The sequence below is a fragment of the Mesorhizobium sp. Ca11 genome (genome assembly GCF_020165275.1).
Classification (GTDB): domain Bacteria; phylum Pseudomonadota; class Alphaproteobacteria; order Rhizobiales; family Rhizobiaceae; genus Mesorhizobium.
In genome coordinates, this window is record NZ_JAIUHU010000004.1 from 341,039 (window position 1) to 367,875 (window position 26,837).

A 26,837-nucleotide genomic window follows, 5' to 3' on the forward strand; every position below is an offset into this window, starting at 1 on the left:
CGAAAGGCTGCCGCCCAGTTCCCTCATGCATGTTGAGACATGTGGCGCGGTCCCATCCCGCGCTTCACGATTTCAGGACCAGAGAAAATGCCCCGTTCGACACCGTCAGGCCCCTCCCAGCGCATGCTGCGCGTCGGCGAGCAGGTGCGTCACGCCCTGTCTGAAACCTTGCAGCGCGGCGAGATCATCGATCCGGTGATCGAGAACAGCGTCGTCTCGGTGTCCGAGGTGCGCATGTCGCCCGATCTCAAGATCGCCACCGCCTTCGTCTCGCCGCTTGGCGCGGGGGACGACGGCGCCGTGATCGAGGCGCTCAACAGGCACGCGAAATTCATCCGCGGCCGCGTCTCCGGCGCGCTCAGGCAGATGAAGTACATGCCGGAGTTTCGCTTTAGGCTGGACACGTCCTTCGACAATTTCGCGAAGATCAATGAACTGCTGAAATCGCCCGAAGTCGCACGCGATCTCGGTGACGGCAAGAACAACGACAAGGACGAGGAATAGGTGGCGCGTCGCGGTAAGAAGAAGGGGCGGCCGGTCTCCGGTTGGGTGGTGCTGGACAAGCCGGTCGGCATGGGCTCGACCGAGGCGGTTTCCAAGATCAAATGGCTGTTTCAAGCCGAGAAGGCCGGCCATGCCGGCACGCTCGATCCACTGGCTTCCGGCATGTTGCCGATCGCGCTCGGCGAGGCGACCAAGACCGTTCCTTATGTGCAGGACGGCGCCAAGGTCTACCGCTTCACCGTCGCCTGGGGCGAAGAGCGCTCGACCGACGACCTCGAAGGCCCGGTGACCAGCAATTCCGACCGTCGGCCGGACGAGGCGGAGGTGAGGGCGCTGCTGCCGAAATACACCGGCGTCATCATGCAGACGCCGCCGCAATTCTCGGCCATCAAGATCGCCGGCGAACGCGCCTATGACCTTGCCCGTGAAGGCGAGACGGTCGAGATACCCGCGCGGGAAATTGAAATCGGCCGTTTGGACATTGTCGAACATGGTGCCGACAAAACTGTCTTCGAGGTCGAATGCGGCAAGGGCACCTATGTGCGCTCGCTGGCCCGCGACATGGGCCGCGATCTCGGCTGCTTCGGCCACGTCGCCGAATTGCGCCGCGTCGAGGTCGAGCCGTTCACGCCGGAGGATTTCGTCACTGTCGCCGAGCTGGAAGCGGCCCGCTTTGGCGAAAAGGATGACGACAAATCCGATGAAATGGACGCCCCGGTCGATTTCAGCGCCATTGATGCGCTGCTTGTCGAAACGGCGGCGGCGCTCGACTGCCTGCCGCAGGTCGCGGTCAGCGACGACGCGGCGACGAAGATCCGCCTCGGCAATCCCGTCATCATTCGCGGCCGCGACGCGCCGGTCGAGGCCGAGGAGGCCTGCGCCACCGCGCGCGGCAAGCTCGTCGCTATCGGCGCCATCGAGCAGGGCATGTTCAAGCCCAAGCGGGTCTTTGTCGGGTAATCCGGTGTAAGTATTTGTATTTACGCAATTCCGGACGGGAAACCGCTGCGCACTTTTGCTGGAATTGCTCTAATCTAGGCCGAATGCTGAGTCCCGAGGATATCTCATGGCCAAGGCCGATGCAGGCAAGAAGCGGGAACCGCTGAAAACCCGCCGGCCGCCGGTTGGGGCGTCGCCAGGCACGCTTATCGCCGATCCGGCGGCGCGGCGCAGCGAACTCCGGCTGACGCTGATCTCGCCCGAGAAATACAAAACAATCGACAATGCCTCGATCGACGATCTCAACGCGCATTGCGAGAAATGGCCTGTCGTCTGGCTGGATTGCACCGGACTTGCCAATATCCCGCTGATCGAGGAGATCGGCCGCATCTTCAGCCTGCATCCGCTGGCACTGGAGGACGTCGTCAACACCGGACAGCGGCCCAAGGTGGATTTCTTCGAGGATCATGCCTTCGTCGTCATGCGCATGATCGACGATGTCACCTCGCATCGCTACGAGCAGATCGCGTTGTTCTTCGGCGGCAATTTCGTCGTCACGTTCCAGGAGCGCGAAGGCGATCCGTTCGATCCGGTGCGCAAGCGCATTGCGGCCGCGATGCCCAACCGCCTGCGCTCGCGCGGGGCCGACTATCTTGCCTATGCGCTGATCGATGCCATCGTCGACAGCTATTTCCCACCGATCGAGGCGGCGAGCGAATTGGTCGACGGCATCGAGGACGAGATGCTGAATAAGCCGCACAAGCACCAGATGCGGCAGCTGCATGAATTGCGGCGTGACGCCAACGTGCTCAAAGGCGTGCTGTGGCCGATGCGCGACACGCTGGCGACGCTGATCCGCAACGACGTGGCCTTCGTGAAGGCGGAGACCAAGATCTTCTTCAATGACACGCTCGACCATTCGCTGCGTCTGATCGAGCTGGTCGAGAACCAGCGCGACATGCTCACCGGCCTGATCGAGATGCATGTCTCGCTGACCCAGGCCCGCACCAATGACGTCATTTCCTATTTGACGATCGTCTCGGTGATCTTCATGCCGCTGACCTTCCTGGTCGGCGTCTGGGGGATGAATTTCGATCCGCAAAGCTCGCCCTGGAACATGCCGGAGCTGAAAGCCTATTACGGTTATCCGGTGGCAATTCTGTTCATGGCGCTTGTCGCCGCCGGACTGATCTTCTTCTTCAAATGGAAGAAGTGGCTATAGCCGCTGAACCCTTTGTTTTCGTGGCAAGACCTGCGACAAGCCGGCTTGACATTTGGGCTGGTGTTTATTCCGGAATTGGACTATATGCGCCGCAGCTTCGCGCCCTGACGCGTCGCTTGCACTGGCCCCTGCTGGACGACATCCCGGCTGTGGGCGTCCCGTTTCCTCCAACAGATAAGGAAAAGCACGATGTCGATTACTGCCGACCGCAAGAAGGAATTGATGACCGAATTCGCAACCGCCAAGGGCGACACCGGATCCCCGGAAGTCCAGGTTGCCATTCTTTCCGAGCGCATCAAGAACCTGACCGAGCACTTCAAGGACCACAAGAAGGATAACCATTCCCGCCGTGGCCTGCTTGCTCTGGTCTCCCAGCGCCGCAGCCTGCTTGACTACCTCAAGCGCAAGGATGACGGGCGCTATCAGACGCTGATCGACAAGCTCGGTCTGCGTCGCTGACGAATTGACCGGCGGGTCTTCCTCGGAGGGCCCGCCGGTCGCGCATTGGCGCATCGGTCGATCCGGTGCGATAATGCCGGAGCGCGGCGCGCTCTAGAAATTCGCGTTCGCGCAAGGCGCGTTCCGGAAACAGCGGTTTCCGGCGTCATGCGCAAAAGCCGGCCGATCGGTCGGCCAAACACGGTTCCGGACGCGCAGAGGGCCATTCGGAACCGCCCCATGGACGGTCATGGGGCAGGATTGCAGGATGCTCGCTCGGCTTATGAGCCGGACCTACGAGCCTCCCGTTGTCTTGCCCGTGGCTGCCCGAAGGAAGCCAGGAAAGGGAGAACCCGTGACCGTTAGGACGGCGCGGCCCTTTCCGCATATGAAGGACAAGACATGTTCAATCAACACAAAGTGGAAATCGAATGGGGCGGCCGTCCGCTCATCCTGGAAACCGGCAAGATCGCGCGCCAGGCTGACGGCGCGGTGCTCGCCACCTATGGCGAGACCGTCGTTCTCGCCACCGTCGTTTCGATGAAGGAGCCGAAGCCCGGCCTCGATTTCTTCCCGCTTACCGTTAACTACCAGGAAAAGACCTACGCCGCCGGCAAGATCCCGGGCGGCTACTTCAAGCGTGAGGGCCGCCCGAGCGAAAAGGAAACGCTGGTTTCCCGCCTGATCGACCGCCCGATCCGCCCGCTTTTCGCCGACGGCTACAAGAACGATACCCAGATCGTCGTCACCGTCGTCCAGCATGATCTCGAGAACGATCCCGATATTCTGTCGATCGTGGCCACCTCCGCTGCGCTCACGCTTTCCGGCGTGCCGTTCATGGGCCCGATCGGCGGCGCCCGCGTCGGCTACATCAACGGCGAATATGTGCTCAATCCGCACATCGACGAAATGCAGGAATCCAAGCTCGACCTCGTCGTCGCCGGCACCGGCGACGCCGTGCTTATGGTCGAATCCGAGGCCAAGGAACTCTCCGAGGAACTGATGCTCGGTGCCGTCGTGTTCGGCCACAAGAGCTTCCAGCCTGTCATCGACGCGATCATCAAGCTGGCCGAGGTCGCCGCCAAGGAGCCGCGCGACTTCACCGCGCCGGATTATTCCGCGCTTGAAGCCGAGATGCTGAAGATCGTCGGCGATGAGCTTCGCGAGGCCTACAAGATCACCGACAAGCAGAAGCGCTATGCCGCCGTCGACGCCGTCAAGTCGAAGGTCAAGGCCGCGTTTGCGCCGGCCGAAGGCGAAGAGGCCAAATACACCTCCGAGCAGATCGGCTCGGTGTTCAAGGAACTCCAGGCCAAGGTCGTGCGCTGGAACATCCTCGACACCGGCTCGCGCATTGACGGCCGCGACCTGAAGACGGTCCGCAAGATCGTCTCCGAAGTCGGCGTCCTGGCGCGCACCCATGGTTCGGCGCTGTTCACACGCGGCGAAACCCAGGCTCTGGTCGTTGCCACGCTCGGCACCGGCGAGGACGAGCAGTATGTCGATTCGCTGACCGGCATGTACAAGGAGAAGTTCCTCCTTCACTACAACTTCCCGCCCTATTCCGTCGGCGAGACCGGCCGCATGGGTTCGCCGGGCCGCCGCGAGATCGGCCACGGCAAGCTCGCCTGGCGCGCCATCCGGCCGATGTTGCCGAGCGCGGACCAGTTCCCCTACACGCTGCGCGTCGTTTCGGAGATCACCGAGTCCAACGGCTCGTCCTCGATGGCGACCGTCTGCGGCACCTCGCTGGCGCTGATGGATGCCGGCGTGCCGCTGGCAAAGCCGGTCGCCGGCATTGCCATGGGCCTGATCAAGGAAGGCGAGCGCTTCGCGGTGCTCTCCGACATCCTCGGTGACGAGGACCACCTCGGCGACATGGACTTCAAGGTCGCCGGCACCGCCAACGGCGTCACCTCGCTGCAGATGGACATCAAGATCGATGGCATCACCGAGGAGATCATGGGCATCGCCCTGGCCCAGGCCAAGGACGGCCGCCTGCATATCCTCGGCGAGATGGCGCATGCGCTGTCCGGCGCCCGCGCCGAGCTCGGCGAATTCGCGCCGCGCATCGAGGTCATGCATATCCCGACCGACAAGATCCGCGACGTCATCGGTTCCGGCGGCAAGGTGATCCGCGAGATCGTCGAGAAGACCGGCGCCAAGATCAACATCGAGGACGACGGCACGGTCAAGATTGCTTCGGCGAACGCCAAGGAGATCGAGGCGGCGAAGAAGTGGATTCACACAATCGTCGCCGAGCCGGAAGTCGGCGAGATCTATGAAGGCACCGTCGTCAAGACGGCCGACTTCGGCGCGTTCGTCAATTTCTTCGGCCCGCGCGACGGTCTCGTCCATATCTCGCAACTCGCCAATGAGCGAGTCGCCAAGACCTCGGACGTCGTCAAGGAAGGCGACAAGGTTTGGGTCAAGTTGATGGGCTTCGACGAGCGCGGCAAGGTCCGCCTGTCGATGAAGGTCGTCGACCAGGCGACCGGCAAGGAAATCGTCCAGGACAAGAAGAAGTCGGACGGCGAGGAAGACGCCGCCTGATCGGTTTGACCGGATAATTTAGACGGGCGCGCCGCGAGGTCGCGCCCGTTTTGTTTCAGGGCAGTTCTAGGAAAGCGGCAACCGTTTTCGTCCGGAATTGCGTCGGGCAAAGGTCCTACGGAGCAGATGAATGGCCGCGGAGCCGCTGAAGACGCTGTTCTACCCGTTCGAGGCCGAGGCGCTGCCTTTGCCGAGAAAGGATGCCCGTGTCCTGTTTCTCGGCGCCGAGCCCGGCTTCCGCTTGCCCGCCGGCTTCGAGGCGGCGCTGCACCTCGTGCAAGGCTTTCGGCCACATTTTCGAACGCTGCAGGCGTCCGGCTACGCGGTCACGCCGCGCGCCGAGGATACCGGCTTCGACCTGGCGTTGGTGCTTGCGGGCCGTCATCGCGGCCAGAACGAGCAGCGCGTCGCCGAGGCGATAGAACGCGTCCAGCCGGGCGGGCGGGTTGTCGTTGCCGGCGGCAAGGAGGCCGGCATCGACAGCCTGCGCAAGCGGATCAACGTCCTGGTGCCGCTCGAAGGCCATTTGCCGAAACATCACGGCGTTGCCTTCTGGTTCAAGCGAGCCGGCGCGGAGACGGTCGCGACGCTGCGCGCCGGCAACCCCGATTTGATCATCGAAGGCGGTTTCAAGACCGGGCCTGGCATGTTCTCCTTCGATCGGATCGATGCCGGTTCGAAACTGCTGGCCGCGAACCTGCCTGACGATCTCAAAGGCAATGTCGCTGATTTCTGCGCCGGCTGGGGTTATCTGGCGGTGGAAATCCTGCTGCGCCCGCAAGGCCTCACCGCAGTCGATCTCTACGAAGCGGACCTTGAGGCCCTGGAAGCAGCCAGGTTGAACGTCCACGGCGGCGCCATCGAGCCGCGTTTCTTCTGGACCGATCTGCTCACCGAGGCGGTCGAACGGCGCTACGACGCGATCGTCATGAACCCACCCTTTCACCGCGGCCGCGCGTCCGAGCCGGAGATCGGTTCCGGCATGATCCGCGCCGCGTCGAAGGCGCTGAGACCGGGCGGCCGCCTGTTCTTGGTCGCCAACCGCCAGCTTCCTTACGAACAGGCGCTCTCGGCGGTCTTCGCCAGCCATGCCGAGATCGCCCGCGATGGCATGTTCAAGGTGTTTTCGGCGCGCCGCTGAAGCAATCAAGGAAAAGCGTGCAGCGGGGTGGATTCGGCGCCTTCGCCGTAGCCTTGGATCCACAATTGCGGCGGGAAGAATACTCGTTCTATTGCAGGCTGACGATGCGGGCCGGCTCGTGCGTGCCGAAGGCGGACCGCGCTTCGCCAAGCTCGACCTTGAGCGGCGCCGGCCGGCCGAACAGATAGCCCTGCACAACCTCGCAGCCGGCCGCTCGGAGCAGGGTGGCCTGGTTCTCGGTCTCTACGCCTTCGGCGATGATGCCCACGCCCAGCGCCCGCGACAGGCCGACAATGGTCGACACGATCGCGCCGGAGCTGGAATCGGTGTCGATGCGGCTGACGAAGGAACGGTCGATCTTCAGCTTGCCGAAAGAGAAATCGATCAGGTAGCTCAAATTGGAATAGCCTGTGCCGAAATCGTCGACGGCCACAGAGATACCCATCTCGGCAAGCTGTTCCAGGATGGCTGCGGCGCGGTCGCGGTCCTGCATCATCGCCGTCTCGGTGACCTCAAGCTCAAGCCGCGAGGGCTTGATGCCGGTCGATTCCATCACCTCACGCACGATGCCGACGAAATCCCTGGTCATGAACTGGACAGGCGAGATGTTGACGGCGACGAAGCATTTCTCCGGCAGGTACCGGGCGTCGCTGCAGGCCTTGCGCAGCACCCACTCGCCGATCGGATTGATCATGCCGGTTTCCTCCGCGATCGGAATGAATTCCATCGGCGGGATCATGCCACGCTCCGGGTGTTTCCAGCGGATCAGCGCCTCATAACCGACGATGCGGCCGCTCGGCAGATCGAGCTGCGGCTGGTAGTGAAGACTGAAGTCGCCTCGGTCGAAAGCGGTCTTCAGCTCCGACTCGATCCATTGCCGATAATCCGCAACGCGGCCCATGTCGGCGTTGAAGACAGACCAGTTGCCGATGCCGCTGGCGCGCGCGTTCTGCAGCGCCAGGTTCGAGCGGCGCAGGACCAGGACCGGGTCGACGCCGTCCTTTGGCATCGCCACGATGCCGACCGACAGGCTGACCGACTGCAGATGCGTCTGCAGCTGATAGGGCTCCATCATCTCGTTGATGAGCTTCTCGATCAGCCGCTCGATCGAGCCCCTGATCTGGCGGTCCGGCAAAAGCACGGCAAATTCGCCGGCGCCGATACGGCCGATCACCGCATCCTCCGGCATAGTCTCCGTCAGCCTGCTGGTGAAGGCGCAGATCAGTTCGTCGCCCTGGCTGTAGCCGATGGCGTCGTTGATGTGCTTGAAGCGGTCGATATCGATGTCGATCAGGAATACCGGCTCGCCGGTTCGGATCGTCCCAGAGGCGGCCTCGGCTATCTTGCCGACCATGGCCTGGCGCGACAAAAGGCCGGTCAGCTTGTCGAAATGGGTTTCCTTGAAGACATAGGCCGCCGATTCGTCGACCCCGGCAAAGAACGAGAGTGCTGCTCCGCCGGCGGCAAGTGCGCAGAGAGCGGCAATGACGCCCGCCATCGTTTCGGCCGGCATGCCGGCCATGCCGTCGCCGAAGCCGAACCTCAGCCCCCACAGTCCAAGGATGAAACTGCCCATGCCCGAGCTGGCGATGGTGATCAGCCGGAACAGCGGAGTCCGTTTGGGATTGCTGACTGCAGGCATGCATTGTCCCCAGATTGCGGGGCCTTATAGCGGATATCTCCTTAAAATGAGTTTCCGCCGATGAATCCAATTTTACTGGAGCGCTACTGTCGCCGCCGCGAACTATTCCCGCGTGCCGTCGTTCTGCTTCAATTCCTCCAGTGCCGGCATCGAAACGATGTGATAGCCGGAATCGACATAGTGGATTTCACCGGTGACGCCCGACGACAGATCGGAAAGCAGGTAAAGCGCCGAGCCGCCGACTTCGTCGATGGTCACGGTGCGCCGCAAAGGCGAGTTGCGCTGCTGGTAGGAGAACATGTGGCGGGCATCGGACACGCCGGAGCCGGCCAGCGTCCGCACCGGCCCGGCCGAGATGCCGTTCACCCTGATGCCGCGCGGGCCGTAGTCGTTGGCCAGGTAGCGCACGCTGGCTTCCAGCCCGGCCTTGGCGACGCCCATGACGTTGTAATTCGGCATCACCCTGACCGAGCCGGCATAGGTGAGCGTGATCATCGAGCCGCCATTGCCCATCAACGCGGCGGCGTTGCGGGCGATCTCGGTGAAGGAATAGCAGGAGATCACCATGGTGCGCACGAAGTTGTCGCGGCTGGTGTCTGCATAAAGGCCCTTCAGCTCGTTCTTGTCGGAAAAGCCGATGGCGTGCACCACGAAATCCAGCCCGCCCCAGGCCTTGCCGAGGGTCTCGAAGGTCGCGGTGACCGAGGCGCTGTCCTCGACATCGCAGGGCACGATCAGCGAGGCTCCCACTTTCTCGGCCAGCGGCTTGACCCGCCGCCCGAAGGCGTCGCCCTGATAGGTGAAAGCGAGCTCGGCCCCGTGTTCCGACAGCTTCTTGGCGATGCCCCAGGCAATCGAATGGTCGTTGGCAACACCCATGACAAGCCCGCGCTTGCCCTTCATCAACCCTTCCATGCCTGGCAATCCTTATGAAAAACGCTGGTCTTATGCGGAATAGCGCTGGAAAATCAGCGTTGCGTTGGTGCCGCCGAAACCGAAGGAGTTGGACAGGACGGTGTCGATCCTGGCGTCGTCGATACGCTTGCGCACGATCGGCATGCCCTCGAATTCCGGATCGAGCTCCTCGATATGGGCGCTCTCGCCGATGAAACCGCCTTGCATCATCAGGATCGAATAGATCGATTCCTGCACGCCGGCTGCGCCCAGCGAATGGCCGGTGAGCGATTTGGTCGAGGTGATGTATGGCATCTTGTCGCCGAACACCTCGCGGATGGCGCCCATTTCCTTGGAATCGCCGACCGGCGTCGAGGTGCCGTGGGTGTTGATGTAGTCAACCGGCGAAGACACCGTGGCAAGCGCCTGGCGCATGCAGCGGATCGCGCCTTCCCCCGAAGGTGCGACCATGTCGTAGCCGTCGGAAGTCGCGCCGTACCCGACGACCTCGGCGTAGATCTTGGCGCCGCGCGCCTTGGCGTGCTCCAGTTCCTCCAGCACCAGCACGCCGGCGCCGCCGGCGATGACGAAACCGTCGCGGTTGACGTCATAGGCGCGCGAAGCGGCCGATGCGTTGTCGTTGAACTTCGACGACATGGCGCCCATAGCGTCGAACAGGTCAGACATGGTCCAGTCGAGGTCCTCGTGGCCGCCGGCAAACATCACGTCCTGCTTGCCCCACTGGATGAGCTCATAGGCATTGCCTATGCAATGCGCGGAGGTCGAGCAGGCCGACGAGATCGAATAATTGACGCCGTGGATCTTGAACCATGTGGCCAAGGTGGCCGACGCCGTCGATGACATGGCTTTCGGCACGGCGAACGGGCCGATACGCTTGGGGCTGTTGTTCTTGATCGTGGTTTCGGCCGCTTCGACGATGGTGCGGGTCGAGGGCCCGCCGGAACCCATCACGATGCCGGTCCGCTCATTGGTGATGTCGCCTTCGCTTAAGCCGGCATCGGCGATCGCCTGGTCCATGGCGACGTGATTCCAGGCGGCGCCTTGGCTCAGGAAGCGCATGGCGCGGCGGTCGATCATCGGGGTGGGATCGAGCGTCGGCGCGCCCCAGACCTGGCAGCGGAAGCCGTGTTCGGCGAAGGAATTGGAAAAGCTGATGCCTGATTTTGCATCGTAAAGCGAGCTCTGCACCTCATTGGCATTGTTGCCGATCGAGGACACAATGCCGAGCCCTGTCACTACGACCCGTCTCATTCGCAACTCCTTCCCGCGTATTCGGGCGAAAGACCTAACCGGCTTCGCCCTTGATCATACGCAAACAAACTGACGTGGCATCCGTTGGCTACGCGGGCGCCGTGGCGGAAAACGGTCAGGCGGCCGGCTGCTTGGACAGGCCGACCTTCAGATCCGTAGCCGCATATATGGGTTCGCCATCCGCCTTGAGCCACCCATCGGCGATGCCGAGGACCAGGCGACCGCGCATCACGCGCTTGAAGTCGATGCCGTATTCGACCTTCTTCACCGACGGCGTCACCATGCCCTTGAACTTCACCTCGCCGGTCGAAAGCGCCATGCCTTTGCCCGGTTCGCCCAGCCAGCCGAGATAGAAGCCGGTCAACTGCCACATGGCGTCGAGGCCGAGGCAGCCGGGCATGATCGGGTTGCCGATGAAGTGGCAGGCGAAGAACCACAGGTCCGGCTTGATGTCGAACTCGGCGCGGATGAAGCCCTTGTCGAAAGCGCCGCCGGTCTCGCTGATCTCGGTGATGCGGTCGAACATCAGCATCGGCGGGTAGGGCAGCTGGGCATTGCCCGGACCGAACAGCTCGCCGCGGGCGCAGGCAAGCAGTTCCTCGTAATCGTAGCTGGACTTTTGATCCGCCATCAAATTTCTGTCCCCGTGTTCTTCGCGGGCGGCAGGGCGCCCTTCTCGTTGGTTTCCTAACACACTCTGTTTGCGGCCGGAAACCGGCGTTTGCGCTTAACCCGTGCGCCTGCCCGGGTCAATGCGCGCTATTGATCGCATTCGGACTACAGAATATATGTCGGCTGATGTCCGGTTTGGCTTTTGACGTCTTTTTGCCATTCTGGACCTGTTGGTGGGCTGGGCAGCAAAGCTTCGACGCGAAGAGATGGATTCGGGCTACAGGAAGGAAAATGTCGCTGTGGACAAGCGGGTTCGCGAAGCCGGCCTGAGGCCGACGCGCCAGCGCATTGCGCTGGCCGACCTGCTTTTCGCCAAGGGCGACCGCCACCTTTCGGCCGAGGAACTGCACGAAGAGGCGATCGCCGCCGGCGTGCCGGTTTCGCTGGCGACGGTCTATAACGCGCTCCACCAGTTCACCCAGGCCGGACTGCTGCGCATCCTGGCGGTCGAAGGTTCGAAAACCTATTTCGACACCAACACCTCCGACCACCATCACTTCTACGTCGAGGGCGAGAACCGGATTTTCGATATCGAAAGCGGACCGGTGACCGTCTCCAACCTGCCGGCGCCTCCGGAAGGCATGGAGATCGCCAATGTCGACATCGTCGTGAGGCTTCGCCCGAAGCGCGGCAACTGATCCGTGGTGACGCGGCGCGTCGATTTGATTGTCCGGTTTGAATGGATCACCGTCGCCGCGTTGGCTATCGTTTGCTATGCAATCTCCGGCTTTTCCTGGTGGCTGTTTGCGCTGCTCATCCTTGCGCCGGACCTGTCGATGCTGGGCTATCTCGCCGGGCCAAGCGCCGGCGCCGTCACCTACAACGCCTTGCATATCCTGATTGCCCCGCTCGTGCTTCTGCTTGCGGGCGCGTTGCTCGCCGGCCCGATCACGACCGCCGTGGCGCTGATATGGATCGCGCACATCGCCATCGACCGTGCCCTCGGCTACGGCCTCAAGCTGCCCACCGGTTTTCAGGATACGCATCTCGGCCGCATCGGCCGCCAGCAGGACGGTGTGTCCAGTTAGGCTGTGTTGAGATTCAGGTCAGGCCAAGTCGAGAATGGCGGTTTTCGAGAACCGGAGCGGAGCGTACTTAAAGTACGTGAGCACCGGAAGCGCAGAAAGCCGGCATTCGCAGACCGGCCTCACCTGAATATCGACACAGCCTAGTTCTTGACCTTCTCGCCGGGATAGGCGCCCCACACCTGCGACTGCGCCATCCAGCCGGTATGGCCGTCGAAGGTCATCTCGCACCATTGACCGTCGCATTTCTTGATCGAGCCGATCACGCCCGGCTCGATGATGGCGATGACACCCGCATCCTTGTCGGGCTCGTCGAGAAGGTTGATTCGCCCGCCCTTGCCGCGCTGCCAAGGCGCAACGATCGCGGTGCGGCGGCCGGAAAGCAGCGACTGGTTGATCCAGCCTTCCGATCCGTCGGCATCGCGCACGCGGCGCCAGGTGTCGAATTCCTGGATGACCTCCATCGGCAGGCCGGCCTTCAGATACATCCAATTGACGGAATAATTGGCGCCGGGGCCGACACGTGAATTGACCCGGGCCGGCTTCAGGCTGACGAAGCGCGGCAGCGGCAGGCCGCTCGGCCCAAGCGCTATGGTTTGGGCCGGCGCGGCCGCGCCTTGCGCCAAAGCCTGCGGCGCGCAAAGCAGGGCGCCAAGAATGGCTGCACTGAAGGCCAGGCGAAGCGACGCGAAACCAGACACTTTCGTTCCTTTCGGCGCCGGTCCATGCGGATGAGCGCCCCTTTTTCTTTGTCTTCGGCGGCACCGCTTGTTACAGGAGTGGACTGATGCCGCGACTGGCTGCAAGTTTCGCCGGTCTTGGTTAAAGAGGTCTCAACGAGATCGGTTTCGAGGGCATGATCCCGAAAAGTGGGAACCGGTTTTCGGAAAAGATCATGCTCCAACAAAGAGTAGGATCAGGATGACGATTCGACGAACGTCATCCTGATCGAAGAAGCTTCGGGGATAAAATGGCAGGCAAAAAAAGGCCCCTCGTCGTCATCACGCGCAAGCTGCCCGATCCAGTCGAAACGCGTATGCGCGAGCTGTTCGACGCAAGGCTGAATGTCGAGGACCGGCCGATGACGCAGCCGGAGCTGGTCGCGGCGGTCAAGGAAGCCGATGTGCTGGTCCCCACCATCACCGATCATATCGACGCCGCGCTGATCGCCCAGGCCGGCGAAAACCTCAAGCTGATCGCGAATTTCGGCAACGGCGTCGACAAGATCGATGTCGCGGCCGCCGCCAAGAAAGGCATCACTGTCACCAACACGCCCAATGTGCTCACCGAAGACACCGCCGACATGACTATGGCGCTGATGCTCGCGGTGCCGCGCAGGCTCGCCGAAGGCGCCAATGTGCTGACGGGCGAGAAGAAATGGGCCGGCTGGTCGCCGACCTGGATGCTCGGCCGGCGCATCTGGGGCAAACGTCTCGGCATCCTCGGCATGGGCCGCATCGGCACGGCGGTCGCCAGGCGGGCCAAGGCCTTCGGCCTGTCGATCCACTACCACAATCGGCACCGCGTGCTGCCCGCCGTCGAGGAGGAGCTGGAGGCGACCTATTGGGAAAGCCTCGACCAGATGCTGGCCCGCATGGACATCATCTCGGTCAACTGCCCGTCGACGCCGGCGACGTTCCACCTTTTGTCCGGCCGTCGCCTCGCGCTGATGCAGCCTTCGGCCTATATCGTCAACACCGCGCGCGGCGATATCATTGACGAGGAATCGCTGATCAAGCTCATCCATGACGGCAAGATCGCCGGCGCCGGCCTCGACGTCTACGAGCACGAGCCGGCGCTGAACAGCAAGCTTTTGAAGCTCGCCGCCAAGGGCAAGGTGGTGCTTTTGCCGCATATGGGCTCGGCCACGCTCGAGGGCCGCATCGACATGGGCGAGAAGGTGATCATCAACATCCGCGCCTTCTTCGACGGCCACCGTCCGCCGGACCGCGTGCTGCCGCTCAGGACATGAAAAGCTTTAGACGGCGGCACTCACTGCGCCGTCCGAAGCGACCGTGACGGCGGCTCCGCGGTAGTTGTCGAACGCGCCGCGTTCGAGTCTCACCGCCATCGGCGTTTCCCAGCCCATCTCACGGGCTACGATCAGGCCGAGCAGCAGGATGGCGTCCGGCTCGTGCAGCACCAGGGCGGCCGGCGCGCGGCCGTTGTGGACGAGCTCCATCAGCACCGCCGAAGCGGATGACGAGCCGATCGTGCCCGGCAGGAACAGAACCCGGCCGGCGATGACTTCGCCATGTTGCGGGTGGCGAACGTCGGCGATACGCCCGGTCCTGGGGTCGACGCCGCCCCAGAAGCTGATCGGCGCCGTCAGCACCAGCGCGTCGCCTTCGCCCGCCTTGCCCGGCACCAGGATTTCGGCCCTCGCGCTCATGCCGCGATATCCGTGAAGACCGGCTTGCCGAGGACCGCGCTTTCGACGCAGTCGGCGAGCGAGGCGTAGAGCACCGCATAGCCGGTGTTGCCCGGCGCGTAATGCGCGAACTTGCCCGAATTGGTCATCAAAACGCCGCCGGCAAGGTCCGGCATGATCGGCGTCACCACCACGCAGGTGTCGGCGACGACAATGACGCCGCTGGCTTCAAGCCGCTTCCGCCGGCCGTTCTGCTCCAGCAGGGCAAGCGCATGGCGGCCGGTGCAGGCGTAGATCGGCACCGCGAGCCGCCGTCCGGCGATCAGCCGCTCCAGGTAGTCGAACTCCGCGTGCGACAGATGCGGGCTGCCGATCGCCACCGCATCGATGGTCTTGGTCGCGGCCGCGGTCGACAGGCCGGCACGGGCCGTCGCCACCATGGCGGGCGTCACGCGGATCACCGCTTCCGGCTCTGGCCCGGCCAGAATGGCTTCGGCGTCTGGAGCCTCGGGCGTCACGCCGGCAATGTGGAACAGGCCGACCGCGCCGGACGATGCGGCCGCCGCGCCGAAAGCTTTCAGCGCGTCTTCACCGAGATGAGCCGTCACGCCGGTGACGACACCGATCGCATTGCCCAGCTCGCGGCCATAGAGGCTGCCCAGCACTGGCCAGGCGATCTCCGAGGCAAGGAAGGATGGCGAGAGGCCCGAGACATCGAAAATGAGCCGCGCTCGGCGGTTCTCCGTGCGATGCAGGCCGTAGTCAGGCGCTCTGGCAGTGATGGCGCAGGCAATGTCCAGGAAATCGCCATAGCGGTTGGTGCGCGCGCCCAGTACCGAATTGCAGAAGACGACCGCGTTGGACTCCCCCCAGGCGACGTCGCTGCCGAGCGCGGGCCTGTGTCCGGCCTGGTACGGGGCGCAGGTCCAGCTCTGCTCGCAGCCCAGCTTGCGATAGGCCTCCATCATCCGCCGTGCCATGCCGCGCTGCGGCTCCTCGAGGCGGATGCGCGAGCAACCCATCAGGTCGAGCGCCCCGACATTGAGCGTCGAGCGCACCGCGACCTTCGCACCACCTTCGACCAGTTTTTCAGCGAACAGCGTGCCGGAATCGCCGTGATACAGAGCGCCATCGATATGCGTGGAGGCGATCGGGATCAGTCGCGGCGCGCCGAGCAGGCGAGCGCTTTCGGCGACGATGCGCATCGCCATGCCCACGCCGTCCCGGCCGGCGGCGATCGCCCGTTCTTCCGGGCTGAGGACCAGGCTCAAGACAGCACCTTGCGCATGGTGATGGAGGTCGGCCTGTCATAGCCCGCATGCGCCGTGCGCGCGGTCTCGCGGAAGCCGAGCTGGGTGAAGGCTGCATGGTTTGCGGTCAGTTCGATACGGGTCTGAAGCTCGATGGCGTCCATGCCGCGCTTGCGGGCAAGATCCTCCACCGCCCGCATCAGCCGGGTTCCGATGCCTTGGCCCTGCAGCCGTGGCTCGACCGCGAGCTTGCCGACATAGAAGTCCCGCGCCCGTTCCAGGGCGAAGACGCAGCCGACGATGCGGCCGTTCTCGACGGCCAGAAACCCCGTCTCCCGCTTCGCCTTCGCGGCAAGCGCCTCGGCGGTCAAAAGATGCGCCGAGGAGGGCGGGTCGATGACGCCGTCCATATAGGCGAAGGCGCGCCGGATCAGCGCGAGCAGGTCGTCCCACCGATCGAAATCCGCTGGAAGGCCGGTTATGGAGATGCCGACGTTCTGGTCCATGCGCTCAGACGGCCTTGTAGCGGATGGTGTCGAAGCGGGCCGTGAGCCCGTCATAGAGCAGCAGCCGGCCGATCAGCGGCTCGCCTATGCCAGCGATCAGCTTGATCGCCTCCATCGCCTCCAGCGTGCCGATGACGCCCGTCAGCGCGCCGACGATGCCGGCGACGGCGCAGGACGGCACCAGCCCTTCGGGCGGGGCTTCCGGAAACAGGTCGCGATAGCTTGGATTGCGCTTGCCGTCGGCGCCAGCCTCGAACGGCTTCAGCACCGTCACCGAGCCGTCGAAGCGCCCGACGGCCGCCGTGACGAGGGGTTTCTTCTCGCCCGCGCAGGCATCGGCGACGGCGTAGCGCGTTTCAAAATTGTCGGAGCCGTCGACGACGATATCGTAGCGGGCGACGAGAGCAGGGGCATTCTCCTCCGTCAACCTCAGGCGATGCGATTCCACCGTGACGTTGGGATTGATGCGCATGATCGCTTCCCGTGCGCTGTCGGTCTTGGCCATGCCGATCGTGTCGCTGCCATGGATCACCTGCCGCTGCAGGTTGGATAGCGAAACTGTATCGTCATCGACAATGCCGAGCGTGCCGACGCCGGCAGCGGCAAGATATTCGAGCACCGGCGCGCCGAGCCCGCCGGCGCCGATCACCAGCACCCGCGCCCGTTTCAGCCTCTGCTGGCCCGGTCCGCCGATCTCCGGCAACACGATGTGGCGGGCATAGCGTTCGAGCTCTTCGTCGGTCAGGGCGGTGTCGGTCATGGCTGGACCTTATAGCGGCGAGAAAATCTTGTCATGCACATGCAAGGCAGAGCCTTGTACGGGCAAAGCGCAGCTTTGTCCCGCCAAGCAAGCACGGGCAAAGCGCAGCTTTGTCCCGCCGGGCTACCACTACGCCCGCTTGATTCTTCAAGCGATCAGCCGGTCGGCTCGACGCTGCCGTGATCCACCGTCAGGAATTGCGCTCTGCCTGCAAGGCTCGAAAACAAGGCGGCATCCGTACCGGTCATGAAGGCCTGGCAGTTCAGTTCTTCCAGGATGGAGAACAGCGCCGCGCGCCGGCCCGCGTCGAGATGCGCGGCGATCTCGTCCAGCAGAAGGATCGGCGTCAGTCCCGACATCTCGCCGGTCAGCCTGGCATGCGACAGCACGATGCCGACCAGCAGCGCCTTCTGCTCGCCGGTCGAACAAAGCTCGGCCGGCATCGACTTCGGCCGGTGCCGCACCACGAGATCGGAACGATGCGGGCCGTCCAGCGTGCGGCCGGCGGCGCGATCGCGCTCGCGGCCATTGGCAAGCGCGCGGCGGAAGCGCTCCTCGACATCGACGGCCGGCGCGGCGGCGACCTCGCTCTCCAGGTCGCCGGCAAGGCTGATGTCAGCCTGCGGAAACGGTCCGCTGCCAGGCAATCTGTCGATCATGGCGGCAAGCAGCCTTATCAGCTCGGCCCGCGCCGCGGCGATCGCCACCCCGGTCTCGGCCATCTGCGTCTCGATCGCGTCGAACCAGGCGCCGTCGCGGGAGCCTTCGGTAAGCAGGCGATTACGGCCGCGCATGGCTTTCTCATAATCGAGCGCGCGCTGGCCATGCCCGGGATCGATCGCCAGCACCAGCCGGTCGAGGAAGCGGCGGCGGTCCGCCGCCGGCCCTGGAAACAGCCCGTCCATCGCCGGCGTCAGCCAAACGACCCGCAGCCATTCCAGCATATCCTCGGCCGATCGCGCCGGCGCGCCGTTGATCCGTACCTTCCTGCCGCCTTCGCCGGCGGCGTCTCCGCCGGAAATTCCGGTGCCGATCTCGACCTGGCCCTCCGGCCCCTCAATGCGCGCATGCAAGGCGAAGCCGCCATCGCCGCCTTCGCGCGCCACATCGCCATAGGGCGCGCGGCGCAGGCCGCGGCCGGGCGTCAGGAACGAGATCGCTTCCAGGAGATTGGTCTTGCCGGCGCCATTGTCGCCTGACAGCACCACCGCGCCGGGCGCGAGCTCGAGCGACAGCGTACCGTAATTGCGAAAATTCGTAAGTATAAGCTTACTTACATAGCTCTGCTGCCGAAGCTGTTTCGCATCCGAGTTCACGGCGACACATCAGGTTCCGTCAGAGCAATTCCAGGAAAAGTGCACAGCGGTTTTCCGTCCGGAATTGCGAAAGACAAAGGCGCAATTCCGGGAAAAGTGCACAGCGGTTTTCCGTCCGGAATTGCGTCAAGGTGACTGAGCCTAGACCCGCATCGGCATCAGCACGTAGAGCGCGGTCTCGTCAGCCATGTCGTGGATCAGCGTCGGCGAGCCGGCATCGGCCAGCATGAATTTCGCCTCCGTGCCGGTGAGCTGGGCCGCGACGTCGAGCAGATATTTGGCGTTGAAGCCGATCTCGATCGGGTCCGACGAGTAGTCGGCCGCCAGTTCCTCGGTGGCGCTGCCCGAATCCGGATTGTTGACTGCGAGCGTCACCTGGCCGTCATTGATCGAAAGCTTCACCGCCCGGCCGCGTTCGGAGGAAATGGTCGAAACGCGGTCTACCGCCGCAGCGAAGCTCTGCCGGTCGATGATCAGCTTCTTGTCGTTGCCGGTCGGAATGACGCGCTGATAATCGGGGAAGGTGCCGTCGATCAGCTTCGAGGTCAAAACGACGCTGCCGATCGTAAAGCGGATCTTGGTGTCCGACAGCTCCGTGGTCACCGCCACGTCGGGATCGTCGACCAGCTTCTGCAGCTCGCTCACCGTCTTGCGCGGAATGATGATGCCGGGCATGCCTTCGGAGCCTGCCGGCGCGTCGATCTCGGCCCGCGCCAGGCGGTGCCCGTCGGTCGCCACCGAGCGCAGCTTCAATTTGCCGCCGACCTCATGCGTGTGCAGGAAGATGCCGTTGAGATAATAGCGCGTCTCTTCGGTGGAGATGGCGAATTGCGTCTTGTCGATCAGCCCTTTGAGCGCCGCCGATTCCAGCCGGAAGATATGCGAGAACGAACCGGCCGAAAGCTCCGGGAAGTCGGATTGCGGCAGGCACTGCAGGCGGAAGCTCGAACGACCGGAGGTGACGGTCATCGCGTTGCCGTCCTCGTCCGTCTTCAGCATCACCTCCGCGCCGTCGGAAAGCTTGCGCACGATGTCGTAGAGCAGATGCGCCGGCACCGTCGTCGCGCCGCCGCGCTCGACTTTGGCGGGCGTCGCCTCCGTCACTTCGAGGTCGAGGTCGGTCGCCTTCATCTCGAGGCTGGCGCCCTCGGCGCTGAGCAGCACGTTGGACAGGATCGGTATGGTGTTGCGCCGCTCGACCACGCGGTGGACGTGGTTGAGGGACTTCAAGAGATTTGACCGTTCCAGGATAACACGCATGACGAAACAGGCTCGCTTCAAGAATGAACAGGTCACCGGCAGGCGGCATCCCGTGAAAGCTCTGAAAGGCTTCCAGAATCTCCGTAAGCTGACAGTAAAAAGCCTGCAAAGGCAAGCCCGCGGCACCGGTTCCGACCGGCGGCGCGGGCTTTCTGGGGATAAAGCCGGCGAAGCGTGCCGCCGGCTGTTTGTGCGCTCCTTCAGGCCTGGTCGTTGATCAGCCTTCTGAGCAGTTCCAGTTCCTGCGCCAGCGTGTTGTCCCCGCCCGAAAGGTCCTCGATCTTGCGCACGGCATGCAGCACGGTCGTGTGGTCGCGGCCGCCGAACCGCCGCCCGATCTCCGGCAATGAGCGCGGTGTCATCACCTTCGACAGATACATCGCCACTTGCCGCGGCTTGACGATCGTGCGCGTGCGCCTATTGGACAGAAGCTCGGTCTTCGACACGTTGTAGTGGCGCGCCACGATGCGCTGGATGTCCTCGATGCGCACCCGCTTCGGCTCGCCGGAGCGGTAGATGTGGCCGAGGATCTCGTCGATGCGGTCGATAGTGATCTGCGGCTCGAAGGACTGGCGGAACAGAAGCTGGTTGAAGGCGCCTTCGAGCTCGCGCCCGCTGCCGGTCACCGTGCGCGCGACATGCTCCAGGATCTCGTCCGAGATGTCGAGCGAGGTGTCATCGGTCTTGGTACTGGCGCGGCGCAGTTTCAGCATGCCGAGCCGCATGGCGAAATCCGGCGCCGACATTTCCAGCGCCACGCCGCCATTGAGGCGCGAACGCACGCGCGGCTCCAGCGATTCCAGTTCCGAGGGCGGCCGGTCGGCCGCGACCACCACCTGCTTGGCGCTGTCGAGCAGCATGTTGATGAGATGGCAGAATTCGTGCTGGATCGACTTGCCCTGCAAGAACTGCATGTCGTCGATGATCAAGAGATCGATATCGCGCAGCTGCTCCTTCAGCGTCAGCGCGTTGTTGTCGCGGATCGCGGTGGCGAAGCGCCACATGAAATATTCCGCCGTCAGGTAGACGACGCGCGACTTCGGGTTTTGCCGCAGCGATTCCGCGGCGATCGCTTGCAGGAGGTGCGTCTTGCCGAGCCCGACGGTCGCGTGCAGGAAAAGCGGGTTGAAACGTACCGCGCTGGACTGCGATTCCGCCACCGCCCTGGCCGCTGCGAAGGCCACCCTGTTCGACGGCCCTTCGATGAAGGAGGAGAATGTGTAACGCGGGTCAAGCGGCGACCCCAGCACATTGTGGCGGAACTCCGGTTCCGCTGACACGCCCTGGCGGGGCGCCGGCGCCCGTTGCTCCACACGCCCGGCGCTCGCGGTGCCGTTGGCAAGCGCGGTATGCGTCTGCTTGGTCATCTTGCGCGCCGGCGCGATCTCGGGCTCGACAGGATTGCGCCCCTGGCGCGTTGCGGTGCGCACGACGATCTCGATCTTGAGGACGTCGGCATCCTCATGCCGCCACAGCTCCGCGATAAGCTCGAGGTAATGGCCGTTGATCCAGGACCGCAGGAAGGCTGTAGGCACGGAGATGCGAACGACGCCGCGGGAAGCCTCGGCGACCTTCATGCGACCGAACCAGCTCGAATAGACCTCGGCTCCAAGACGCGCCTTCAGCTGGGCCTTGACCCGTTCGAACTTCTGTTCCGCGTCGCTGGATACCGCCACGTCGCCCCCTCCGACAAAAGTTGCTGGAAATGGGAGCTCGCCCGCTATCTCCCTTTCAATGCCGCTCTGCATGATCAAAGTCCCTTTGTCTTCTCGTACCCTTTTTCCGCCGGGGATGCGCCTCCTGCATCCTTGGTCCGGCGACCCTCTTTCAGCCGCGATGCCATTGCCGCCGCCGGCAATAATCGTCGCAACTCGCGCAAGGGACCAGCTGCCGGCTCCGCACGCCGGCCACCGACAAAGACAAGTCAATACCTCACTCTCCGGCGAAAACGCCGGCGAGACATCGACTGCCATGTACAATTACGCCAGTCCCCTACCCGCACCGAAGAGACAAACCAAGCCGTACGCGGAATTGCTCCACGTCATGAATTCCGCCATTTTGTGCTGGCCGATTCAGGCTGGGTCAGGGGCTAGAGCCCGTCCCTTCGATGGATGGACATTACCGAAATCGCTGTGGATAGGGCAAGGCCACATCTAACGGTTTTTTAACGAATCTGGTTACCGGACGGGGCTTGAAATCGGGAGCTGCGCCGGCACGTTTTGACAAAGCCATTGTGATTCAAACCCTTTTCCGGCGAATATGAAAAAGGCGGCCCGAAACGAAATAATCTGAAATAATTGTCTTGACAGCTACTTCTCCCCCGCCGCTCGACCTTGAGCTGAACAAGCTGTGGACGACCGGCTGTAAGCCTTTGAAAAAACTGTGGATTTTTTGCCAGGCAAATTTAGGCAGTTGCCGCGGGGAGGGCGTTCCGCTGTCAGCGGCGTTGAATATGCCGGCAAAACATTACTGGCGTTGGAATCACGTCACAAGCGTTGCTCACGAGCAATTTTTTTAAGTACTTGCCGGCAAACGAAAAAAACCCGGTCTATGCGACCGGGTTCAACATCGATGGAGTAAGGATTAAGTCGGTCAGGCCGACAGCGTCTTGACCCGCTGGGCCAGCCGCGAAACCTTGCGGGAAGCCGTGTTCTTGTGAACGACGCCCTTGGTGGCGGCGCGCATCAATTCAGGCTCCGCCGCCTTGAAGGCTGCCACCGCCGCGGCCTTGTCGCCGGCGGCCAGCGCCTCTTCGACCTGGCGCACATAGGTGCGGACACGCGAGCGACGGTTCTTGTTGATCGCCGCGCGGCGGGCGATCTTGCGCGTTGCCTTTTTGGCCGAAGACGTATTGGCCATGATGCCTCTCTTCCGATCTGATGGGCGCCAGCGGGGATGCCGCAGGGCGCAAAAAACAAACGGGCAGCCACAGGCCGCCTCGGTTGGTGCGGCTTATAGTTCAGCTTTTCCGGCGCGTCAACGCCACTCGGCGGTCTTTTTGGAGACTGAAAGCGCGTCACGTCGTGACCCGCCTTCAGTCATTCGGCATCATGCTCTAGCGGTTGGTGAAATTCGGCTTCCGCTTCTCCACAAACGCGGCCATGCCTTCCTTCTGATCGTCGAGCGCGAACAGCGAATGGAACAGGCGGCGCTCGAAGCGCAGCCCTTCAGCGAGCGTCGTCTCGTAGGCGCGGTTGACGGCCTCCTTGGTCATCATCACAGACGGCAGCGAGAACTCGGCGATCTTGGCCGCCGCCTTCAGCGCCTCCTCGGCGAGCTCGGCGACCGGCACCACCCGCGAGACCAGTCCGCTGCGCTCGGCTTCGGCAGCATCCATCATTCGCCCGGTCAGGCACATGTCCATTGCCTTCGACTTGCCGACGAAGCGGGTCAGCCGCTGCGAGCCGCCCATGCCCGGCATGACGCCGAGCGTGATTTCGGGCTGGCCGAACTTGGCGTTGTCGCCGGCGATGATGAAGTCGCACATCATGGCCAATTCGCAGCCGCCGCCGAGCGCATAGCCCGCGACCGCCGCGATGATGGGCTTGCGCGTGCGCGTGAATTCCTCCCAGCCGACGAAGAAGTCCTGCGTGTAGGCGTCGGCGAAGGACATCGCCTGCATTTCCTTGATGTCAGCGCCGGCGGCAAACGCCTTCTCCGAGCCTGTAAGCACCATCGCGCCGATCTCGGGATCAGCATCGAACGCGCGCGCGGCCGCCACGACCTCCGCAAGGACCTGCGAATTCAGCGCATTGAGCGCCTTGGGCCGGTTCAGTGTGATCAGCCCGACCTTGCCGCGTGCTTCCACGATAATGGTTTCATAGGCCATGGTTCGCTTCCTTCCGCGGCAGTGGGACGATCGATACGTTCCTAGCTTACCGCTGACAGGTCCGGCAATAGAAGGTCGAGCGGCCGCTTTGCACGATGCGCTCGATGTGGCCGCGGCAGCCCGGCTTCGGGCATGGTTCCCCCTCGCGATCGTAGACTGCGAAGGAATGCTGGAAATAGCCGAGCGATCCGTCGGCCTGGACATAGTCGCGCAGCGAGGAGCCGCCGGCGGCGATCGCATCGGCGATGACCGAGCGGATCGCTTCGGCAAGGCGCGCGCTTTGCTCTTTCGCCTTCTTGGCCGACCCGGCGATGGTGCCGGCTTCGCGCAGCGGCGAGAGGCCGGCGCGCCACAAGGCCTCAGCCACGTATATATTGCCGAGCCCGGCGATCAGCCGCTGGTCGAGCAGCGCTGCCTTGAGCGGCGATCTGCGACCCTTCAACAGCGAGGCGAGCAGGGGACCGTCGAGCGCGTTGCCAGTTGGCTCGATGCCGAGCCGCGCCAGCATCGGATGCGTGTCCGGCGCTCCTTCGGCAAACAGCATGAAGCCGAAGCGGCGCGGATCGTTGAAGATGACGCGGGAGCGCTCGTCACTCGGAGAGACGACGTCGAACACGACATGGTCGTGCGCCGCGCTTTTCGAGCGGTCGTGGTGGAAGGCGCCGGGGACGTCGCTGCTTTCCGCGGCTTCGATCCGGAACGACCCCGACATGCCGAGATGGCAGATGAGAACCGGACCGTTTTCGATATGCATCGTCAGGTATTTGGCGCGCCGGCCAAGCGCCGTCACGGTCTTGCCGGCAAGCCGTTCCGAAAAGCGTTCGGGGAAAGGAAAGCGAAGGTCGGCCCTGCGCGCCTTGACCTCGACGAGCCGCGCCCCTTCCATGACCGGCTGCAGACCGCGCCGGACGGTCTCGACTTCGGGCAGCTCAGGCATGGCCGCCGATCATCGCAAGGAACGATGTTCCGTGGCGACCGGCAGCCAGGCCGAGGTGGTCCGCGACGGTCTCGCCGATATCGGCGAAGGTCGGCCTGAGCCCGATGTCGCCGCCCGTCAGTCCCGGCCCGATACCGATCACCGGAATGCGTTCGCGCGTATGGTCGGTGCCGCGCCAGGTCGGATCGTTGCCATGATCGGCCGTGAGGATGAGCAGGTCGCCAGGCCTTATCCGCGACAGCGCCTCCGGCAGCCGGCGGTCGAACGCTTCGAGCGCTCCGGCATAGCCGGCGACGTCGCGCCGGTGACCGAACTCCGTATCGAAATCGACAAAATTGGCAAAAACCAGGTCGCCGTCGCCGGCATCGTCCATCGCGCCGAGCGCCTTGTCGAACATTGCCATGTTGCCGCCGGCCTTGCGCACTTCCGAAATGCCGCGATGAGCGAAGATGTCGCCGATCTTGCCGACGGCGATGACCTTGTTGCCGCGCCCGGTCAGCCGGTCGAGCAGGGTCGGCTCCGGCGGCGGCACCGCATAATCGCGGCGATTGTGGGTGCGCTGGAACGTGGCCGGCGTCTCGCCCACGAATGGCCGAGCGATCACCCGCCCGATCTTGAGCGGCTCGACCAGCCGACGCACCGTGAGGCAAAGCTCATAAAGCCGCTCCAGGCCGAAATGCGTCTCATGCGCGGCGATCTGCAGCACGGAATCGACCGACGTGTAGCAGATCGGCTTGCCGGTGCGGATATGCTCTTCGCCGAGCCGCTCGATGATCTCGGTTCCGGGTGCATGGCAGTTGCCGAGGATCCCCGGCAGCTTGCCCTCGCGGATGATGGCGTCGGTCAGGTCGGCCGGAAAGGCAGGCACCGTATCGGGGAAATAGCCCCAGTCGAAACGCACCGGCAGGCCGGCAATCTCCCAGTGGCCGGAGGGCGTGTCCTTGCCGCTCGACACTTCCTGTGCGGCTCCATGAAAGGCCGAGGCGACCGGCGGCGCGTCGATACCGGTTTTCAGTCCCGTCGCGGTTTGCGCCGCCCGGCCAAGTCCGAGCGACATCATGTTGGGCACGGCGAGCGGCCCTTTGCGCAAACCTTGCCGATCGGCACGACCATCGGCGCAAGCCTGAAAAATATGCCTGAACGTGTCGGCGCCGGTATCGCCATAGCGTTCGGCGTCGGCCGCGCCGCCGATGCCGAAAGAATCGAGAACGAACAGGAACGCGCGCGCCATGGGTATCTTTATTGTGAGCCTTGATCGCCAGACATAAGGTTCCCCGGCGGCGTTGGCAAATCGGAAACCAAACCGCAACGGCTTGGCGCCATAGTTGCGGCGAGGCGCGGATGCGGGGCGGGAGCGTGGCAGGTATGGCAAGGCGCGGCAAAACCGCGACAAGGCAAGCCGTGAAGATGTGCGCGGCCGCTCTCGCGGCCTTCGGCGCCGCTTCCTCGCCGGCACGCGCCGACTGGCGTGACGACATCGGCACGTTCCGCATCGGCATCGTCGCCGAACCGGGCGGCGGCAATACCGTCCCGGGGCTCGCGCGCCTGACCGACGCCTATGCCAATGCGCTCGGCATGAAGGTCGAGTTCGTCGTTGCGCGTGACTACGCGGCGCTGATCGAGGCGCAGGCGAGCGGGCGCGTGCAATATGCGATCTATTCCGCTCTCGCCTATGCCACGGCCTCGGAGCGCTGCGGCTGCGTCGAGCCGCTGGTGGCGCCGGTCGATACCGACGGCGCCGTCGGCATCCGTTCCGTCCTGGTGACGCGCGACGGCCGGCTTGCGGACCTTGCCGCCGTGGCTTCGCACCGGATCGCGATAGCGCCGGTCGAAAACGTCGGCGGCGCGCTGCTGCCGCTGACGGCGCTGCCGGCCGAAGGCGTCAACATCACCCGGGGTTCGCCCTTCCTGGCGCGCGCCGCTTCAGCCACTGCGGCCGAGACGATGCTCGCCGGCGGCGAAGCGGACGCCCTGTTCGGCTGGGAACCAGCCGATGCCGACGGCCGATCCACCCGTTCCGGGGGCACCGTCGCGCGGCTGGAGGCTGCCGGCGTCCCAGAGGCGTCGCTTCGGGTGTTGTGGACCTCGGGCCTCTTGCGCTACGGGCCGCACGCCGTCCGCAACGATATCGATCCCGAGGCAAAGCGCCGGCTGACGGTCTTCCTGACCAATCTCAAGTCCCAGACGCCCGACATATACGATCTGCTGGAGGCCGCGCATACCGGTGGCTTTGTGCCGGCGGCGTCCAAGGACTACGCTATGGCCACGGCCATTGTGCGGCAGGCGTCCGACGACCGGGACTGACC

Annotated in this window: 27 protein-coding genes; 11 read left to right on the forward strand and 16 right to left on the reverse strand. The window is 63.8% G+C overall.

Features of this window, described 5'->3' with window-relative positions:
• Window positions 1-87 precede the first annotated feature (87 nt).
• The 6 genes from rbfA to LB538_RS10180 all read left to right on the forward strand — a co-directional run bounded on the left by rbfA (window position 88) and on the right by LB538_RS10180 (window position 6,797).
• Window positions 88-504, forward strand: a complete 417-nt coding sequence (gene rbfA, locus LB538_RS10155) for a 30S ribosome-binding factor RbfA (RefSeq protein ID WP_095765961.1) — start codon at window positions 88-90, stop codon at window positions 502-504.
• A complete protein-coding gene (truB, locus tag LB538_RS10160) occupies window positions 505-1,464 on the forward strand; it encodes a tRNA pseudouridine(55) synthase TruB (protein WP_224523372.1) in 960 nt (319 codons plus the stop codon). It abuts the gene before it with no gap.
• A gap of 106 nt (window positions 1,465-1,570) precedes the next feature.
• Complete coding sequence (gene corA, locus LB538_RS10165) at window positions 1,571-2,665, forward strand: magnesium/cobalt transporter CorA (protein WP_095765959.1); 1,095 nt, start codon at window positions 1,571-1,573, stop codon at window positions 2,663-2,665.
• Between the two features lie 189 nt (window positions 2,666-2,854).
• A complete protein-coding gene (gene rpsO / locus LB538_RS10170; protein WP_095765958.1) occupies window positions 2,855-3,124 on the forward strand; it encodes a 30S ribosomal protein S15 in 270 nt (89 codons plus the stop codon).
• A gap of 381 nt (window positions 3,125-3,505) precedes the next feature.
• The gene (gene pnp / locus LB538_RS10175) at window positions 3,506-5,656 is read left to right on the forward strand and encodes a polyribonucleotide nucleotidyltransferase (RefSeq protein WP_095765957.1); all 2,151 of its coding nucleotides are present in this window, start codon (window positions 3,506-3,508) and stop codon (window positions 5,654-5,656) included.
• A 130-nt stretch (window positions 5,657-5,786) separates the two neighbouring features.
• Entirely contained in the window at window positions 5,787-6,797 is a 1,011-nt protein-coding gene (locus LB538_RS10180; RefSeq protein ID WP_224523374.1) for a class I SAM-dependent methyltransferase, read from the forward strand.
• Between the two features lie 88 nt (window positions 6,798-6,885).
• On the opposite strand, the gene LB538_RS10185 is transcribed toward LB538_RS10180, so the two are convergent.
• From LB538_RS10185 to fabA, 4 genes are all read right to left on the reverse strand, one after another.
• A complete protein-coding gene (locus LB538_RS10185; protein WP_224523376.1) occupies window positions 6,886-8,439 on the reverse strand; it encodes a putative bifunctional diguanylate cyclase/phosphodiesterase in 1,554 nt (517 codons plus the stop codon).
• 102 nt (window positions 8,440-8,541) lie between these two features.
• Window positions 8,542-9,354, reverse strand: coding sequence for an enoyl-ACP reductase FabI (gene fabI / locus LB538_RS10190; RefSeq protein WP_095765954.1), 813 nt, complete (start codon window positions 9,352-9,354; stop codon window positions 8,542-8,544).
• A gap of 30 nt (window positions 9,355-9,384) precedes the next feature.
• Window positions 9,385-10,605, reverse strand: coding sequence for a beta-ketoacyl-ACP synthase I (fabB, locus tag LB538_RS10195; RefSeq protein ID WP_095765953.1), 1,221 nt, complete (start codon window positions 10,603-10,605; stop codon window positions 9,385-9,387).
• A gap of 115 nt (window positions 10,606-10,720) precedes the next feature.
• Complete coding sequence (gene fabA / locus LB538_RS10200; RefSeq protein ID WP_140845655.1) at window positions 10,721-11,236, reverse strand: 3-hydroxyacyl-[acyl-carrier-protein] dehydratase FabA; 516 nt, start codon at window positions 11,234-11,236, stop codon at window positions 10,721-10,723.
• Window positions 11,237-11,483: 247 nt separating this feature from the next.
• Here fabA and irrA point away from each other — a divergent pair, with 247 nt between their 5' ends.
• Both irrA and LB538_RS10210 read left to right on the forward strand, forming a co-directional pair.
• Window positions 11,484-11,915: an iron response transcriptional regulator IrrA gene (irrA, locus tag LB538_RS10205; RefSeq protein ID WP_095766194.1), complete on the forward strand. Its 432-nt coding sequence runs from the start codon at window positions 11,484-11,486 to the stop codon at window positions 11,913-11,915.
• Window positions 11,916-11,921: 6 nt separating this feature from the next.
• A complete protein-coding gene (locus tag LB538_RS10210; protein WP_224523378.1) occupies window positions 11,922-12,305 on the forward strand; it encodes a DUF4260 domain-containing protein in 384 nt (127 codons plus the stop codon).
• A 140-nt stretch (window positions 12,306-12,445) separates the two neighbouring features.
• Here LB538_RS10210 and LB538_RS10215 read toward each other — a convergent pair whose 3' ends face one another.
• Window positions 12,446-13,003, reverse strand: coding sequence for an SH3 domain-containing protein (locus LB538_RS10215; protein WP_224523380.1), 558 nt, complete (start codon window positions 13,001-13,003; stop codon window positions 12,446-12,448).
• A gap of 269 nt (window positions 13,004-13,272) precedes the next feature.
• Between LB538_RS10215 and LB538_RS10220 the strand changes: the two genes are divergently transcribed.
• The gene (locus LB538_RS10220) at window positions 13,273-14,274 is read left to right on the forward strand and encodes a 2-hydroxyacid dehydrogenase (RefSeq protein WP_224523381.1); all 1,002 of its coding nucleotides are present in this window, start codon (window positions 13,273-13,275) and stop codon (window positions 14,272-14,274) included.
• A 6-nt stretch (window positions 14,275-14,280) separates the two neighbouring features.
• Here the strand turns inward: LB538_RS10220 and LB538_RS10225 are convergent, their stop codons facing one another.
• The 6 genes from LB538_RS10225 to dnaN form a co-directional block, all read right to left on the reverse strand.
• On the reverse strand, window positions 14,281-14,694 hold the full coding sequence (locus tag LB538_RS10225) for an aconitase X swivel domain-containing protein (RefSeq protein WP_095765948.1): 414 nt from the start codon (window positions 14,692-14,694) through the stop codon (window positions 14,281-14,283).
• On the reverse strand, window positions 14,691-15,944 hold the full coding sequence (locus tag LB538_RS10230; protein ID WP_224523382.1) for an aconitase X: 1,254 nt from the start codon (window positions 15,942-15,944) through the stop codon (window positions 14,691-14,693). Before LB538_RS10230 ends, LB538_RS10225 begins: the two co-directional genes overlap by 4 nt.
• Window positions 15,941-16,429, reverse strand: coding sequence for a GNAT family N-acetyltransferase (locus LB538_RS10235; protein ID WP_224523383.1), 489 nt, complete (start codon window positions 16,427-16,429; stop codon window positions 15,941-15,943). Before LB538_RS10235 ends, LB538_RS10230 begins: the two co-directional genes overlap by 4 nt.
• Before the next feature lie 4 nt (window positions 16,430-16,433).
• On the reverse strand, window positions 16,434-17,189 hold the full coding sequence (locus tag LB538_RS10240; protein WP_224523384.1) for a molybdopterin-synthase adenylyltransferase MoeB: 756 nt from the start codon (window positions 17,187-17,189) through the stop codon (window positions 16,434-16,436).
• A gap of 155 nt (window positions 17,190-17,344) precedes the next feature.
• Window positions 17,345-18,505: a DNA replication/repair protein RecF gene (recF, locus tag LB538_RS10245; RefSeq protein WP_224523385.1), complete on the reverse strand. Its 1,161-nt coding sequence runs from the start codon at window positions 18,503-18,505 to the stop codon at window positions 17,345-17,347.
• 141 nt (window positions 18,506-18,646) lie between these two features.
• Complete coding sequence (dnaN, locus tag LB538_RS10250) at window positions 18,647-19,765, reverse strand: DNA polymerase III subunit beta (protein WP_095765942.1); 1,119 nt, start codon at window positions 19,763-19,765, stop codon at window positions 18,647-18,649.
• Here dnaN and LB538_RS10255 point away from each other — a divergent pair.
• Window positions 19,764-19,982, forward strand: a complete 219-nt coding sequence (locus LB538_RS10255; protein ID WP_224523386.1) for a hypothetical protein — start codon at window positions 19,764-19,766, stop codon at window positions 19,980-19,982. The two genes, dnaN and LB538_RS10255, sit on opposite strands and share 2 nt — an antisense overlap.
• Here the strand turns inward: LB538_RS10255 and dnaA are convergent.
• From dnaA to LB538_RS10280, 5 genes are all read right to left on the reverse strand, one after another.
• Window positions 19,966-21,513 (reverse strand): chromosomal replication initiator protein DnaA, encoded by a 1,548-nt coding sequence (gene dnaA, locus LB538_RS10260; protein ID WP_095765941.1) that lies wholly within the window; start codon window positions 21,511-21,513, stop codon window positions 19,966-19,968. The two genes, LB538_RS10255 and dnaA, sit on opposite strands and share 17 nt — an antisense overlap.
• A gap of 844 nt (window positions 21,514-22,357) precedes the next feature.
• Window positions 22,358-22,624 carry a 30S ribosomal protein S20 gene (gene rpsT, locus LB538_RS10265; RefSeq protein ID WP_095765940.1) on the reverse strand — a complete coding sequence of 89 codons (267 nt, stop codon included), beginning with the start codon at window positions 22,622-22,624 and terminating at the stop codon, window positions 22,358-22,360.
• A 196-nt stretch (window positions 22,625-22,820) separates the two neighbouring features.
• Window positions 22,821-23,594 (reverse strand): enoyl-CoA hydratase, encoded by a 774-nt coding sequence (locus tag LB538_RS10270; protein ID WP_224523387.1) that lies wholly within the window; start codon window positions 23,592-23,594, stop codon window positions 22,821-22,823.
• Between the two features lie 46 nt (window positions 23,595-23,640).
• The gene (gene mutM, locus LB538_RS10275) at window positions 23,641-24,531 is read right to left on the reverse strand and encodes a bifunctional DNA-formamidopyrimidine glycosylase/DNA-(apurinic or apyrimidinic site) lyase (protein WP_224523388.1); all 891 of its coding nucleotides are present in this window, start codon (window positions 24,529-24,531) and stop codon (window positions 23,641-23,643) included.
• Window positions 24,524-25,762, reverse strand: a complete 1,239-nt coding sequence (locus LB538_RS10280) for a phosphopentomutase (protein WP_224523389.1) — start codon at window positions 25,760-25,762, stop codon at window positions 24,524-24,526. The genes mutM and LB538_RS10280 overlap by 8 nt, the downstream gene beginning before the upstream one ends.
• A 134-nt stretch (window positions 25,763-25,896) precedes the next feature.
• On the opposite strand from LB538_RS10280, the gene LB538_RS10285 reads away from it, so the two are divergent.
• Window positions 25,897-26,835, forward strand: a complete 939-nt coding sequence (locus LB538_RS10285; RefSeq protein WP_224523391.1) for a phosphate/phosphite/phosphonate ABC transporter substrate-binding protein — start codon at window positions 25,897-25,899, stop codon at window positions 26,833-26,835.
• Window positions 26,836-26,837: the final 2 nt, after the last annotated feature.